Origin of the sequence: Kitasatospora kazusensis (assembly GCF_039529945.1) — a bacterium.
Lineage (GTDB): Bacteria > Actinomycetota > Actinomycetes > Streptomycetales > Streptomycetaceae > Kitasatospora > Kitasatospora kazusensis.
The window spans coordinates 226,061-240,397 of the sequence record NZ_BAAANT010000003.1; the positions used below are offsets into that span (position 1 = coordinate 226,061).

The window sequence follows — 14,337 nt, forward strand, 5'->3', positions numbered from 1 at the left end:
CCTTCCCGGCGCCCCCGAAGGGGCGCGGGGAACTGCGCGCGCAACCAGGCACTCACGTCATGCCCCGATCGCGCCGTTCCCCGCTCCCCGGGGGGGGGGTTCACAAGAGGCGCGCGGCCCTCCGCGGCCGCAGGCTGAGTACAGACAGTCATCGCTCTGAACCGAGCCGCGAGGTGAAGCCATGTCACTCCTGCCCACCATCCAGGGGCCCGCCGATCTCAGAAGCCTCGCTCCGGCGGACCTGCCCCTGCTGGCCGAGGAGATCCGCGACTTCCTGATCGATGCCGTCACCCGGACCGGGGGCCACCTGGGCCCCAACCTCGGCGTCGTCGAGCTGACCATCGCGCTGCACCGGGTCTTCGACTCGCCGACCGACCGGATCCTCTGGGACACCGGGCACCAGGCGTACGTGCACAAGCTGCTCACCGGCCGTCAGGACTTCTCCCGGCTGCGCGCCAAGGACGGCCTCTCCGGGTACCCGTCCCGGGCCGAGTCCGTGCACGACCTGATCGAGAACTCGCACGCCTCCACCGCCCTCGGCTACGCCGACGGCCTGGCCAAGGCCCACCAGCTGCTCGGCCGCACCGACCGCCGCACCGTCGCCGTGATCGGCGACGGCGCGCTCACCGGCGGCCTCGCCTGGGAGGCGCTGAACAACATCGCCGAGGCGCGGCGGCGCCCGCTGGTGATCGTCGTGAACGACAACGAGCGCAGCTACGCCCGCACGGTCGGCGGCCTGGCGCACCACCTCGCCACCCTGCGCACCACCCAGGGCTACGAGCGCTTCCTCGCCCTCGGCAAGGGCGCGCTCCAGCGCACGCCGCTGGTCGGCCAGCCGATCTTCGACGCGCTGCACGGCGCGAAGAAGGGCTTCAAGGACGCCTTCACCCCGCAGGGCCTGTTCGAGGACCTGGGCCTCAAGTACCTCGGACCGATCGACGGCCACGACATCGGCGCCGTCGAGCAGGCGCTGCGCCAGGCCCGGAACTTCGGCGGCCCGGTCATCGTGCACTGCCTCACCGTCAAGGGCCGCGGCTACCGGCCCGCCGAGCAGGACGAGGCAGACCGCTTCCACGCGGTGAACGCCATGGACCCGTACACCTGCCTGCCCGTCTCGCCCTCGGCCGGCGCCTCCTGGACGTCCGTCTTCGGCAGTGAGCTGGTCGCGCTGGGCGCCGAGCGCCCGGACCTGGTGGCGATCACCGCCGCGATGCTGCAGCCCGTCGGACTGGCGAAGTTCGCGCAGGAGTACCCGGAGCGGACCTTCGACGTCGGCATCGCCGAGCAGCACGCCGTGGCGAGCGCGGCGGGCCTGGCCACCGGCGGGCTGCACCCGGTGGTCGCGGTCTACGCGACCTTCCTGAACCGGGCCTTCGACCAGGTGCTGATGGACGTCGCCCTGCACCGCCTCGGCGTCACCTTCGTGCTCGACCGCGCGGGCGTCACCGGCAACGACGGCGCCTCGCACAACGGCATGTGGGACATGTCGATGCTGCAACTCGTCCCGGGCCTCAGGCTGGCCGCGCCGCGCGACGCCGACCAGCTGCGGGCCCAGCTGCGCGAGGCCGTCGCGGTGGCCGACGCCCCGACGGTGCTGCGCTTCCCCAAGGGCGAACTGGGCCCGGCCGTCCCCGCGCTGGAGCGGATCGGCGGCGTCGACGTGCTGCAGCGCACCGGGCCCGCCCCGGAGATCCTGCTGGTCGCCGTCGGCTCGATGGCGCCCGCCTGCCTGGACGCCGCCGCCCTGCTGCTCGCCGAGGGATTCACCGCGACGGTGGCCGACCCGCGCTGGGTCAAGCCCGTCGACCCGGCACTGGTCCGACTGGCCGCCGCGCACCGGCTGGTCGTCACGGTCGAGGACAACGGCCGGGTCGGCGGCGTCGGCGCGGCGATCGCCCAGGCCATGCGGGACGCCGACGTCGACGTCCCGCTGCGGGACCTGGGCATCCCGCAGGAGTTCCTCGCGCACGCCTCCCGGGGCGAGATCCTGGAGGAGATCGGCCTCACCGGCACCGGTGTGGCAGCCCAGACCGCAGTCTTCGCCAAGCAACTCCTACCGATCCCGGGAGCGGACCCCACCCATGCCGGCTGACCCGACCGACCGCCGCCTCGACCTCGCCGCCCTGATCGCCGAGCGCGGCGCGGAGCGCTACGAGCTGCACACCAGGTACCTCAACCCGCAGCTGCCCCGGATGCTGCGCACCATCGGCTTCGACAAGTACTACGAGCGCGCCGAGGGCCCGTACTTCTACGACGCCGAGGGCCACGAGTACCTGGACATGCTGGCCGGCTTCGGCATCTTCGCGCTCGGCCGGCACCACCCGGTGGTCCGGGACGCGATCGAGCAGGTGATGGAGCTCGACCTCCCGGACCTCACCCGCTTCGACTGCCCGCCGCTGCCCGGCCTGCTCGCCGAGCAGCTGCTCGCGCACACCCCCGGGCTGGACCGGGTGTTCTTCGGCAACAGCGGGACGGAGGCGGTCGAGACCGCGCTCAAGTTCGCCCGCTACGCCACCGGGCGCAGGCGCGTCCTCTACTGCGACCACGCCTTCCACGGGCTCACCACCGGTTCGCTCTCGGTCAACGGCGAGAGCGGCTTCCGCAAGGGTTTCGACCCGCTGCTGCCGGACACCGCCGTCCCGCTCGGCGACCTCGACGCGCTCGCCCGCGAGCTGAAGAAGGGCGACGTGGCGGCGCTGATCGTGGAGCCGATCCAGGGCAAGGGCGTGCAGGCCGCCCCGCCCGGCTGGCTGCTCGCGGCCCAGCAGCTGCTGCACGAGCACAAGGCGCTGCTGATCTGCGACGAGGTGCAGACCGGCATCGGCCGGACCGGCGACTTCTTCGCGTACCAGCACGAGGAGGGCGTGCTGCCCGACCTGGTCTGCGCGGCCAAGGCGCTCTCCGGCGGGTACGTGCCGATCGGCGCGACGCTCGGCAAGGGCTGGATCTTCGAGAAGGTCTACTCCTCGATGGACCGGGTGCTGGTGCACTCCGCGAGTTTCGGCTCCAACGCCCAGGCGATGGCCGCCGGGCTCGCCACGCTCCAGGTGATGCGGGACGAGAAGGTCGTGGAGAACTCGCACACCGTCGGGCAGCTCTTCCGCGACCGGCTCTCCGCGCTGCTCGACCGGTACGAGCTGCTGGCGGACGTGCGCGGGCGCGGCCTGATGATCGGGATCGAGTTCGGGCGCCCCAAGTCACTGAAGCTGCGGACCGGCTGGACGGCCCTGCAGGCCGCACGCAAGGGCCTGTTCGCCCAGATGGTGGTGGTGCCGCTGCTGCAACGGCACCGGATCCTCACCCAGGTCTCCGGCGACCACCTGGAGGTGATCAAGCTGATCCCGCCGCTGATCATCACCGAACGCGAGGTGGACCGCTTCATGGAGGCCTTCACCGACGTGATGGACGACGCCCACAAGGGCAGCGGCCTGATGTGGGACTTCGGCCGCACCCTGGTCAAGCAGGCCGTCGCCGGCAACCGGCAGGGCTGAGGGGGGAGGCGGTAACCGGCTGGGGCGGCGTCAGAGTTCGGTCCGGCGGCGCCGGACCACCACGTAGAGGTCGACCACCGCGAAGAGGGTGAGCGCGGCGCAGAGGACCGCGAACACCGTCAGCGTCCCCCGGGTCGGGACGGAACCGGCGTCCGAGAACGCGGCCCAGACCGCGAAGCCCGCCGTCATCAGGGCGAAGAGCGGGGTGAAGGTGACGGAGAGCAGGAACCGCAGCCGCAGGTCACTGCGGGCCGTGGCCGGCTCGGTGCCGCTCCGCCAAGTCCTTGGGGTCTTCGCCGGCCGCATCGCCGATTCGCCTCCGCCCTGTCGGCTCCCTCACAGCCAGCCTACGTCCGGGGCCCGGCCGGGGGACAAGGGTGTGCGGGATCACTCGGGGGCGTGCGGATTCCGGAGTGCGCGGATCCGCCGGTCGAGGCCGGCGATCAGGGGTTCGGCCAGGGGGAGTGACAGCAGCACCAGTGCGCCGGCCGCCCAGCCGGCCAGGACGTCCGACATCCAGTGCGTGCCGAGGTAGACGGTGGTGAGCCCGATCGAGACGGCCGTCAGGGCGGCGAGCACCGTGCCCGTGCGTCGCCAGCGGACGGCCAGGTAGGCCAGCACCCCCCAGGTCACCACCGCGTTGGCGGTGTGTCCGGAGGGGAATATCTCACCGCCGGAGAAGAGCTCGGGCGAGCCGACGTAGTGGGCGTAGTGCGGTCCGAGCCGGCCGGTGACGATCTTCACCCCGCCGACCGTGACGTTCAGCAGCAGCAGGGCCGCGCCCGTCACCAGCAGCGGCCGCAGCGAGCGTATCCGGTACGAGCGCCAGGCCACCCAGGCGCAGGCGACGATCGCGGACGGGCCGCGCTGGCCCGCCAGGATCCAGACGTTCAGCAGCGGCTGGACCTCCGGCCAGCGCTTGTACGGCCGGAACAGCAGCAGCGACCAGTCCAGGTCGACCAGCGGGGTGTCGCAGATCACCGCGGCCACCACCAGCAGGTAGGCGAGGCCGGTGAGGCCGAACAGCATCACGTGGCGGCGGCTCAGCGGTGGCCACCCGGGCTCGGTGGTCACTCCTTCGGGGGACGGCGCAATCTGGGTCTCGGAGGGTCGGATCTGAACTCGCACGGATTCGACAGTACCCGCTCGACCTGCGAGGACCCTGGGGATGCGGCGCCCGTCACCCTCCCGGGGGGCCGCGCTCCCCGCGCGCTCCGATGCGCCGTTTGGGTGAGGGTCCGCGCGTTCGAGTGCGGGTGCCCGGCCGGGGACGCCCGGTTCCGCGGGGTGGGGGGCCCGCGGAACCGGGCGCCGGCTCAGCGGCTCAGCCGCGGACCGCGCTCGCGCCGTCCAGCACCAGCTGGAAGGCCGAGGACGTGCTCAGCGCGGCCGTCTTCACCTGGACGACCCCCGTCCGGTCCGTCGGGTCGTACCACCAGCCCGCGCCGGCCGCGTCGAAGGCCGCCTTGCTCGCCAGCCTGGGCAGCGCCCGCCCGCCGAGGGTGACCCGGCCGGGTGCGGTGGTGCTGTGCACGGTGAAGAGGTACGGCCGGGCCGCCTGCTTGCCCGCGAAGTCGCCGACGCTCGCCGAGACGTCGATCCGGACCCGGCCCGGCCCGCTGTCCGGTGCGTGCACGTCGGCGGTCTGGGTCGCAAAGGCGCCCTGCCGGGACTGCCGGGTCACCCCGTCGTCCTCGTACAGGCTGAAGCTGCTGTGCCCCTGCGGGTAGACGTCCCAGGCGAGCGGGGAGGCCGCGGTACGGTCCAGGTAGGAGCTGATGCCGGGCCACATCGGCACCGTGGCACCCGCCTTGACGAAGAGCGGCAGGGTGTCGAGCGGCGCGCTGTACCCGTTGACGGTGGTCGGGCCCTGGTAGGTGCGGCCGGTCCAGTAGTCGACCCAGGTGCCCTTGGGCAGGTAGATCCCGTCGCGCACCGAGGTGTCGGAGTAGACCGGCGCGACCAGGAAGTCCTGGCCGCTGAGGAACTCGTACTTCGCGGCGTCGGTGGCCGCCACCGGGTCCTGCGGGTACTCCAGCGCCAGCGGGCGGACCGGGCCGACGCCCGTCCGGTTGGCCTCGGCCGCGTAGCTGTACATGTACGGCAGCAGCGACTCCTTCAGCAGCAGGTACTTGCGGTTGATGGAGGTGTAGGGCTCGCCGTAGCGGAACGGCTGCTTGTCACTGGGGGCCCAGCCGTCCATCGACATGATCGTCGGGAGGAAGGACTTCCACTGCAGGTCGCGGGTGTAGGTCTGCGGGCTGCCGCCGAAGATGCCGTCCACGTCGCCGGTGTTGTACGCCAGGCCGGACATCGTGGAGCCGGCGTAGGTCGGGATCTGCCAGCGGATGTAGTCCCAGCTGCCTGACTGGTCGCCGCTCCACTGCACCCCGCAGCGCTGCGCGCCGGCCCAGCTCTCGGGGGCCCAGGTGAAGCCGCGGGCGTCGCTGTTGTCCTCGATGCCCTGGTAGGCGGCCTTGCAGCCGTCGAGTGCGAACTTGTAGCCGTCGCCGACCCAGGCGACGTCCAGTTTGGCGATCCGCTGCCCGGCCTTGACCTGGTCGGCGAGCTGGCCGAGCCCGTTCTCGGTCCACAGGCCCAGCTGCATCTTGCGCTGCTGGAGGCCCTGCGCGGTCTGCGCCAGGTTCTCGTAGCCGCAGCCGTAGCCGTCGTTGACCAGCATCCAGCCGTTCGGCATGTCGTTGGCGCGGTAGGCGTCGGCGATGCCGAGCGCGTCGAGGGTGTGCCGCTCACCCCGGTTGGCGTTGTGCAGGTAGCAGTCCGAGTCGCCCATCTCCAGGCCGTAGACCGGCGGCAGGAACGGCTTCCCGGTGAGCGAGGTGTACTCGCCGATGATGTCCTTGGGGCTGTTCGCGGCCCCGGTGAAGTAGTACGCGTCGAACCGGGTCTCCTGCTCGGTGGTGGTCACCGGGCTGCCGAAGGCGTACGTACCGGGGGCGTAGGTGTTCCGGTAGACCCCGTACCCGGCGCTGGAGAGGTAGAACGGGACGGAGTTGGGGTGGCCGCCCTCGTCCCAGTTGTAGTCGACACCGACCTGGACGGTCGCGTCCCGGTGCGAGAACGAGCCGTTCTGCTCGCCGGTGCCGTAGTACTGCTCGGCGCCGCCCCGGGTCAGCGTCTGGGTGGTGGACTTGTCGTCCCAGGAGAGTGGTGCGGACTCCTCCCACACCTTCGTCCCGTCCGCCCGGTAGAGGGCGAACCGCAGGGCCGACTTGTAGACCCGCAGGGTGACCGCGCCGGTGGACATCTCGTAGCGGTTCCCGGCGTCGCGCCACCTGGTGGCCGGCGGCGGGCCCTGCGGCAGGACGACGTCGGAGCCCACCGGGTCGGTGAACGGGCCGTTCGGGGAGAGCTCGATCCGGAAGACCCGGTCGCTCACGAAGCTGATCCGGGCCTTCGCCGCCCCGGCGGAGACCGTGTACACGGCGCCGTCGGCGCTGAAGCCGGTGACCGCCCCCGCGGAGTGGACCGCGGCGGCGGCCGACGCCGGTGCGGCGAGGGCGGGCGAGAGCGTGCCGCCGGCCAGGGTCAGGGCGGCGGTCAGGGCGACTAAACCCGACCGCGCGTGCCAGTGTTGCAAAGTACTGCGCATATCAACCCCTCATCATGCAAGAATGAACACTGATGAGCAGGTATAGCGCAGCGCGGGCGGCTTGGCCACACCCCCTGCCGCCCCGGAACGCGGTCAGGCCCCGCGCGGAGGCGGGGCCTGAGGGCTGGGCGGGCGGGCTGATCAGGGCATCAGGCGCTCGACGGCTGCGGCGCCGTACTTTTCGAGATCCTGCCGGGCTTTCTCGATGAGCTCCGGAGTCGGGGTGCGCCCCGAGGCCATCACCAGGTCGATCGGATCGACCGGGTGCTCGCCACCTGTGTGCAGCAGGTGGTCCGGAGTGGGATGGGAATCGACGTCGCTGGGCTCGCTCATCAGTGCCTCCCGGGATCCGGGCGCCGCCGGGCCCGGCCCGGACGGTCGCCGAGCCTGCCACGCGGCAGGCCTCCGCATCCCGAGTCTCCACCCGCGCGGCCCGGCGCGCATCGCGAGTGCCGCCGGCCGTGCCGCCGCCCCCCAAGCCCCCCCAAGGAGTTGATGCTTTCTTTACATCCTCTTAAACCTGAAAAAGCCGGGCAACTGCTCCTCCGCATGCCGAAGCACCCCGGATCCCCGGAAACCGGTCGGAGGATCGGAGGTGCTTCGGCGCAGGTGAACGGCGGGAGGGCGGACGGGTGGGGAGGGGACAAGTAATAAGGAGAGGCGATTACCGCCGCCCGTCCGCCCCGCGATCAGTCGAGCGGCCCGCCGGCCACGTAGATGACCTGGCCGGAGACGAATCCGGCGCCCTCGCCGGCCAGGAAGGAGACGGTGTTGGCGATGTCCTCGGGCAGGCCCACCCGGTTGACCGGGATCTGGGTCGCCGCGGCCTGCATGAACTCCTCGAAGCCCATGCCGATCCGGGCGGCGGTGGCGGCCGTCATGTCCGTCGCGATGAAGCCGGGCGCCACCGCGTTGGCGGTGACGCCGAACTTGCCGAGCTCGATCGCGAGGGTCTTGGTGAAGCCCTGCAGGCCGGCCTTGGCGGCCGAGTAGTTGACCTGGCCCCGGTTGCCCTGGGCCGAGGAGGAGGACATGTTGACGACACGGCCGAATCCGGCGTCCACCATGTACTTCTGCACCGCGCGGGTCATCAGGAAGGCGCCCTTGAGGTGGACGTCCATCACGGTGTCCCAGTCCGATTCGGACATCTTGAAGAGCAGGTTGTCCCGGAGCACGCCGGCGTTGTTGACCAGGACGACGGGCGCGCCGAGCTCGGCGGCGATCCGCTCCACGGCGGCCTGGACCTGTGCGGCGTCGGAGACGTCGGCGCCCACGGCCAGCGCCCGGCCGCCCGCCGCGGTGATCCGGTCGACGGTCTCCTGGCCGGCCGACTCCGCCAGGTCCAGCACCGCGACCGCGTAGCCGTCGGCGGCGAGCCGCAGGGCGGTGGCGGCGCCGATGCCCCGGGCGCCGCCGGTGACGATCGCGACCCTGGGGGTGGTGGTCTGCTCGGTCATGCTCGTACTCGTCTCTCTCGGTGGGGTGACGGCCGGAGGCGCCGCTGAATCGCGGCCTACCCGGAAGGGTGGTGCTGAGAGCGCTGCGCCGACACCCTACCGGCGGGTAGCGTTCCGGACCAGAGTGCAGAGTCGCAGGTGACAGAGGGTGAGGGGGCTCGGCCGGGGCCGGCCGGAGCCCCGACTCGTCGTGACCGCGACAGATTGCGGAAATATGCCAACTTCACCGAACGGGCGTCTACTCTTGGCCCCCGCCTGCCAGTACGGCTCGACCGTTTGTATAGTGTGCGCCAGCAGCCACCGGCTGCACGGCTGGCGCGCCTACCTTCACAGCGGGACGCTCACTCGCCGTTACTGCCCCGCCCGGGTGTCCCACACACACCGGGTGTGACATCGGGACGGATTTCATGGTGCTGGGGGAGATCCCGACGACCCGCGTGCCCGGCCGACTTCAGCAGTCGCCCGGTCACCTCATCCGCGTGGCCCAGCAGGTACACACCCGCCTGTGGTCGGAACACGTGGGAACCGAGCTGACGGCTCCGCAGTTCGCCGTGCTCCTGGTGCTCGCCCTCGAACCGGGCGCGGACCAGCGCACGGTCGGCGAACGGGCGTCACTGGACAAGGCGACGATGGCGGAGATGGTCGCCCGCCTGGTCCGACGAGGTCTGGTGCTGCGGCGCCGCGACCCCGCGGACGGCCGTCGCAAGCTGCTGGCCCTCTCGCAGAACGGCGCACAGGCCGTCCGCGAGGCGACCGGCGGCGTCGTCCGCGTCCAGCGGACGCTCTTCGAACCGCTCAACCCCGAGGAGCAGACCGAGATCGTCCGGGTGATGGCCAAGATAGCGAGGCTGGAGCCTGCGGCTGTCGCGGTCATGAGCGACGCCCGGCCGGTCCTCGACGCGCAGCGCGCGATCGGCTACCTGATCCGGGTCAGCCAGCAGGTGCACACCAAGCTGTGGTCCGAGAAGGTCGGCTCCGACCTGACCGCGCCGCAGTACGCCGTCCTGGACGCCCTGGAGTCGGAGCCCGGCGCGGACCAGCGCACGGTCGGTGAGCTGGCCTCGCTGGACAAGGCGACGATGGCGGAGATGGTCAGCCGGCTCGTCCGGCGCGGCCTGGTGCTCCGCCGTCGTGACCCCTCGGACGGGCGGCGCAACCTGCTCTCGCTCTCGCCGGCCGGTCAGGACCTGCTGCACTGGGCGACCGCCGGAGTGCGCGAGGTCCAGGAGCTGCTGCTCGCTCCGCTGGAGGAGCACGAGCACGAGACGGCGCTCGCGCTGCTCGCGAAGGCGGCCCGGCTGTAACGATTCGCCGAGTGCCCGCAGCCGCAGTAACGATTTGCCGGATCCGGCGCCATCGGCGCCGGACCGGGCTGCGGACGCACCGAGGGGCCGTCAGCACGAGCTGACGGCCCCTCGGTGCGTCCGGGCGGATCAGTTCCAGTCGAAGCCCTGCGGGTCCGGCCCGAGGCGCTTGCCGGTCTCGACGGCGGCGATCGCGGCCAGGTCCCCGGCGTCCAGCTCGAAGCCGCCCACCTCGAAGTTCTCCTTGATCCGGGACGGCGTCACGGACTTCGGGATGGCGATCACGCCGCTCTGCAGGTGCCAGCGGAGCACCACCTGGGCGACGGTGCGTCCGTGCTTGCGGGCGACCTCCAGCAGGGCGGGCTCGGCCAGCAGCTCCTTGCCCTGCCCGAGCGGGCTCCACGCCTCGGTGGCGATGCCGTGCGCGGCGTGGTACTCGCGCAGCGCGGTCTGCGGGAAGTGCGGGTGCAGCTCGACCTGGTTCAGCACGGGCACCACCGACGACTCCTTGAGCAGCGTGTCCAGCTGCTCGGTGCCGAAGTTGGAGACGCCGACCGACTTGACCCGGCCGTCGCGGTAGAGCTCCTCGAAGGCCTTCCAGACGTTCAGGAAGCTGCCGTGCATCGGGCGCGGCCAGTGGATCAGGTAGAGGTCCACGTAGTCCAGGCCGAGCTTGGCCAGGGACGCGTCGAACTCCCGCAGGACGGCGTCCCGGCCCTGCTCGCCCGACCAGTCGCGGGTGCCCGAGTTCCAGAGCTTGGTGGTGATGTAGAGCTCTTCGCGGGGCACGCCCGCCGCCGCGACCGCCTGGCCGGTGCCGACCTCGTTCTCGTAGATCGCCGCCGTGTCGATGCTCCGGTAGCCGGTCTCGATGGCGGCGCGGACCGCGGCCGCCGCCTCGTCGTCCGGAACCTGCCAGACCCCGTAGCCCAGCTGCGGGATCCGGGTGCCGTTGTTCAGGGTGATGCTGGGGATGGTGCTCACGAGAAGGTAGGCCCTCCGGATCGTCCAATGGTGTGCCGGTGAGCAGAAACCCGGATCCGGGACGACTTGTTCCCGTTCCGGCGGAATTCGCCGGGTCGGGTCCCGTGGAATTCCGCCGGGCCGGGTGCCGGCCTCAGCTGACGTCGACGGTGCTGACGGCCCGTGAAGGTCCGGCGGGCGGACCAGTTGTTGAACAGTGCTCAACAACTCGGTACCGGGCGGCAGCCGCCCGGGCCTGACCCGAACGGGTGTACTCCGCTGCGCCGCCCGGGTCACTGCCGGGCCCGCGTGCCGCCGGAGCCGCCCTGCACGGCGCAGACTGCCGGAGTGACCAAGACTTCGGACGGTTCGTCATCGCCGGGCACCAGGCGCAGGAGCGAGATCGGGGGCATCCCCACCAGGGTGATCGCGATCGGCGCCATCGTGATCCTGGCGATCTGGTTCCTGCTCGCCAACCTCAACAAGGTGAAGATCCAGTTCTGGGTGTTCACCGTCACCGCGCCGCTCTGGATCGCCCTGCTGGCGACCCTGGTGGCCGGCGGCGCGCTCGGGTGGCTGCTCAAGGGACGGCGCAGCAGGTAGGCCCGCCCTCGCACGGCTTCGCGGCTCCGGACCGGCGGGCCGGCCGGGGTGTCCGGAGGGCTGATCGGCCGGCCAACCCAAAGGGCCGGGCGGAGCTGTAGTTCGCCACCCCAACTTCTGCTTATGATTCGTCGGTGTTCGATTCACGCCACATCCGGACTTTCCACGAGGTGGTCGGCTCGGGCTCGTACTCGGCGGCCGCCCGGGCGCTCGGCTACACCCAGCCCGCGATCACCCAGCAGATGAAGGCGCTGGAACGCACCGTCGGCGTTCCGCTGTTCATCAGAGCGGGCCGGGGGCTGCGGCTCACCGAGGCCGGCGAGGCGCTGGCCCGGCACGCCGAAGTGATCCTCGGCAGCCTCAGCGCCGCCCAGCAGCAGCTCAGCGCGCTCTCCCGGCTGCGCGCCGGACGGGTCCGGATCTGCGCCTTCCCCAGCGCCAACGCCACCCTGATCCCCGAGGCGATGGCCCGGCTGCTCGCCGAGCACCCCGGGGTCCGGGTCGAACTGCTGGAGGCCGAGCCGCCCGAGTCCGTCCAGCGCCTGCTGCGCGGCGAGTGCGACATCGCGCTCGCCTTCGGCTACCCGGGAGCCCCCGGCCAGCAGGCGGCGGAGGGGCAGACGCCGCCCGAGCTGGTCGAGATCCCGCTGCTGGAGGACCAGCTCACCGTCCTGCTGCCGGTCGGCCACCCGCTGGCCCGGCGGCACGCGGTACGGCTCTCGGACCTCACCGAGGAGCGCTGGATCGCGGGCTGCCCGCGCTGCCGCGCCAACTTCCTCCAGGTCTGCGCGGAGGAGGGCTTCGCCCCGGACGTCGTCTTCACCACCGACGACAACCTCGCCGTGCAGAGCCTGGTCGCCGCGGGCGTCGGCATCGCGCTGATGCCGACCCTGGTGCTCTCGTTCATGAGCCACCGCAAGGTCACCGGCCGGCTGGTGGAGCCGCACCTGCGGCGGAAGGTCTCCGCGTACGTCCTGCGGGAGCACCTGCGGGTACCGGCCACCGCGCTGGTGCTGGACGAGCTGCGGTCGGCGGCGGCGGCCCGGGTCGGGTGCTGACGGCCGCGCGTACCGGGCGGCCGTGGCGTGACCGCCCGGGCACCCCTGGGGGAGCCCGGGGTGGTCATCCATAAGCTGTAGTTGGGAAGACGCGAAAGAACTGTCGTTGGACGTGATGGGAGGCGCGGCCCGACCCTCCTCGTATGACGAATTCCGCGACGATCGGTGTCGGTGACCTCACGGATCGCATGCACGGCCTGATCGGTGAGCTGCGCACAGTGGTGGGACGCGGGCTCGCGCCCGACCTGACGGCGGCTCTGGTGGGGGAGGTGCTCGCGCCGCACCTGCAGTCGGCGGACCTGCTCACCGAGGCCCAGCAGGTCGGCGACCCCGACTGCTACCGCCAGCACCTGCTGCACGCCGACCAGGACGGCAGCCTGTCCGTCGTCGCGCTGGTCTGGCTGCCCGGGCAGGGGACGTCCATCCACGACCACCTCTCCTGGTGCGCCACCGGCGTCCACCTCGGCCAGGAGAGCGAAGTCCGCTACCGCCTGGTCCCCGACGGCGGGACCGCCCGGCTGGTCGCGACCGGGGAGTTCGTCAACGAGCCGGGCTCGGTCTGCGGGTTCGCCCCGCCCGGCGACATCCACCTGGTGCGCAACTCCGGCACCTCCACCGCGATCTCGCTGCACGTCTACGGTGCGGACGTCTCCAGGCTCGGCAGCAGCGTCCGCCGGGTGTACCAGCTCCCCGCAGACGAGCGGTGACCACGTCGTGGCTCTGACCCTCCGCACCGCCGCCCGTCCGGGCGGTTCCACCACCGCCCCGCCCGCCGTGCGCAGCTCGCCGTCCGGGATCCGCCGCAACGGGCCAGGGCTGGCGCTGGCCGTTCTCGGCGTCGCGGCCGCCTGGGGCGTGCACCAGCTGGTCCCCGCCGTCCCCCGGCTGACCGCGGCCGTGCTGCTCGGGGTGGCCGCCGCCCACCTGCCCGGGCTGCGCCCGCTGGTCCGGGGGGCCGCCCGCGCGGGGCTCTCGCTGGCGGGCAAGCGGCTGATGCGGGCCGGGATCGTCCTGCTCGGGCTCAAGCTCAGCCTGCACGACGTGATCGGGCTCGGCTGGCAGACGGTCGGGATGGTCCTCGTGGTGGTCACGGCGACCTTCTTCGGCACCCTCTGGCTCGGCCGCCGCCTCGGCCTGCCCGGCGACCAGCCGCTGCTGGTGGCGACCGGCTACTCGATCTGCGGCGCCTCGGCGATCGGCGCGGTCAGCCAGGCGGCCGGCAGCGAGGAGGAGGACATCGCCACCTCCGTCGCCCTGGTGACGCTCTGCGGCACGCTGGCGATCGCCGTGCTCCCGCTGCTCCGGCACCCGCTCGGCCTCGACCCGGACGCCTTCGGGCGCTGGGTCGGCGCCAGCGTGCACGACGTCGGACAGGTGGTGGCCACCGCGCAGAGCGGCGGCCCGACGGCGCTGCGCGAGGCGGTCCTGGTCAAGCTGATGCGGGTGACCCTGCTCGCGCCGCTGACCGCCGGAGTCGGCCTGGCCATCGCCCGGCGCAAGGGCGCGTCCGGCACGGTGGGCAAGCGGCCGCCGCTGGTACCGCTGTTCGTGGCCGGCTTCCTGGCGATGATCGTGCTGCGCAGCCTTTTCACGGTGTCCGGCGGGGTGCTCGCGCAGGCCCAGAGTCTCCAGGAACTCCTGCTCGCCGCCGCCCTGTTCGGCCTCGGCAGCGCCGTCCACCTGCCCACCCTGGCCCGTACCGGCGGCCGGATCGCCGCACTCGGGCTGGCCTCCTGGGTGATGGTGGCCGGAGTCTCGTACGCGGGTGTGCTGCTGACGACCTGACGAGTCGTCAAGGGAACGGCGGGCGTCCGCCGGGGTGTACTAGGGTGGCTCGCAGACGACCGG

General features: G+C 72.1%; 13 protein-coding genes. 7 read left to right on the plus strand and 6 right to left on the minus strand.

Annotation, left to right across the window (positions count from 1 at the left end):
• The first annotated feature begins 181 nt into the window (after positions 1–181).
• Together dxs and ABD330_RS04735 are read left to right on the plus strand one after the other, a co-directional pair.
• On the plus strand, positions 182–2,092 hold the full coding sequence (dxs, locus tag ABD330_RS04730; protein WP_344460988.1) for a 1-deoxy-D-xylulose-5-phosphate synthase: 1,911 nt from the start codon (positions 182–184) through the stop codon (positions 2,090–2,092).
• Positions 2,082–3,491 (plus strand): aspartate aminotransferase family protein, encoded by a 1,410-nt coding sequence (locus tag ABD330_RS04735; RefSeq protein ID WP_344460990.1) that lies wholly within the window; start codon positions 2,082–2,084, stop codon positions 3,489–3,491. The genes dxs and ABD330_RS04735 overlap by 11 nt, the downstream gene beginning before the upstream one ends.
• A gap of 30 nt (positions 3,492–3,521) precedes the next feature.
• On the opposite strand, the gene ABD330_RS04740 is transcribed toward ABD330_RS04735, so the two are convergent.
• The 5 genes from ABD330_RS04740 to fabG form a co-directional block, all read right to left on the minus strand.
• Positions 3,522–3,797 (minus strand): DUF6343 family protein, encoded by a 276-nt coding sequence (locus ABD330_RS04740; RefSeq protein ID WP_344460992.1) that lies wholly within the window; start codon positions 3,795–3,797, stop codon positions 3,522–3,524.
• Positions 3,798–3,878: 81 nt separating this feature from the next.
• Complete coding sequence (locus tag ABD330_RS04745) at positions 3,879–4,565, minus strand: phosphatase PAP2 family protein (RefSeq protein WP_344460994.1); 687 nt, start codon at positions 4,563–4,565, stop codon at positions 3,879–3,881.
• Between the two features lie 250 nt (positions 4,566–4,815).
• Positions 4,816–7,104, minus strand: coding sequence for a glycoside hydrolase family 31 protein (locus tag ABD330_RS04750; protein ID WP_344460996.1), 2,289 nt, complete (start codon positions 7,102–7,104; stop codon positions 4,816–4,818).
• Positions 7,105–7,245: 141 nt separating this feature from the next.
• Complete coding sequence (locus ABD330_RS04755; RefSeq protein ID WP_344460998.1) at positions 7,246–7,437, minus strand: hypothetical protein; 192 nt, start codon at positions 7,435–7,437, stop codon at positions 7,246–7,248.
• 356 nt (positions 7,438–7,793) lie between these two features.
• Positions 7,794–8,561, minus strand: a complete 768-nt coding sequence (gene fabG, locus ABD330_RS04760; RefSeq protein ID WP_344461000.1) for a 3-oxoacyl-ACP reductase FabG — start codon at positions 8,559–8,561, stop codon at positions 7,794–7,796.
• Between the two features lie 479 nt (positions 8,562–9,040).
• Here fabG and ABD330_RS04765 point away from each other — a divergent pair, with 479 nt between their 5' ends.
• Entirely contained in the window at positions 9,041–9,865 is an 825-nt protein-coding gene (locus tag ABD330_RS04765) for a MarR family winged helix-turn-helix transcriptional regulator (protein WP_344461002.1), read from the plus strand.
• A gap of 129 nt (positions 9,866–9,994) precedes the next feature.
• On the opposite strand, the gene ABD330_RS04770 is transcribed toward ABD330_RS04765, so the two are convergent.
• Entirely contained in the window at positions 9,995–10,849 is an 855-nt protein-coding gene (locus ABD330_RS04770; RefSeq protein WP_344461004.1) for an aldo/keto reductase, read from the minus strand.
• A 327-nt stretch (positions 10,850–11,176) separates the two neighbouring features.
• Here ABD330_RS04770 and ABD330_RS04775 point away from each other — a divergent pair, with 327 nt between their 5' ends.
• The 4 genes from ABD330_RS04775 to ABD330_RS04790 all read left to right on the plus strand — a co-directional run bounded on the left by ABD330_RS04775 (position 11,177) and on the right by ABD330_RS04790 (position 14,274).
• Positions 11,177–11,431 carry a LapA family protein gene (locus tag ABD330_RS04775; protein WP_344461006.1) on the plus strand — a complete coding sequence of 85 codons (255 nt, stop codon included), beginning with the start codon at positions 11,177–11,179 and terminating at the stop codon, positions 11,429–11,431.
• A gap of 134 nt (positions 11,432–11,565) precedes the next feature.
• Positions 11,566–12,489: a LysR family transcriptional regulator gene (locus ABD330_RS04780; protein ID WP_344461008.1), complete on the plus strand. Its 924-nt coding sequence runs from the start codon at positions 11,566–11,568 to the stop codon at positions 12,487–12,489.
• Between the two features lie 143 nt (positions 12,490–12,632).
• The gene (locus ABD330_RS04785; RefSeq protein WP_344461010.1) at positions 12,633–13,196 is read left to right on the plus strand and encodes a cysteine dioxygenase family protein; all 564 of its coding nucleotides are present in this window, start codon (positions 12,633–12,635) and stop codon (positions 13,194–13,196) included.
• A gap of 7 nt (positions 13,197–13,203) precedes the next feature.
• Complete coding sequence (locus ABD330_RS04790) at positions 13,204–14,274, plus strand: YeiH family protein (RefSeq protein ID WP_425555448.1); 1,071 nt, start codon at positions 13,204–13,206, stop codon at positions 14,272–14,274.
• Positions 14,275–14,337 lie beyond the last annotated feature (63 nt).

Coding starts and splice junctions, on each gene's coding strand:
- dxs (WP_344460988.1), top strand. CDS start 182: ATGTCACTCCTGCCCACCATCCAGGGGCCCGCCGATCTCAGAAGCCTC.
- ABD330_RS04735 (WP_344460990.1), top strand. CDS start 2,082: ATGCCGGCTGACCCGACCGACCGCCGCCTCGACCTCGCCGCCCTGATC.
- ABD330_RS04740 (WP_344460992.1), bottom strand. CDS start 3,797: ATGCGGCCGGCGAAGACCCCAAGGACTTGGCGGAGCGGCACCGAGCCG.
- ABD330_RS04750 (WP_344460996.1), bottom strand. CDS start 7,104: ATGCGCAGTACTTTGCAACACTGGCACGCGCGGTCGGGTTTAGTCGCC.
- ABD330_RS04755 (WP_344460998.1), bottom strand. CDS start 7,437: ATGAGCGAGCCCAGCGACGTCGATTCCCATCCCACTCCGGACCACCTG.
- fabG (WP_344461000.1), bottom strand. CDS start 8,561: ATGACCGAGCAGACCACCACCCCCAGGGTCGCGATCGTCACCGGCGGC.
- ABD330_RS04785 (WP_344461010.1), top strand. CDS start 12,633: ATGACGAATTCCGCGACGATCGGTGTCGGTGACCTCACGGATCGCATG.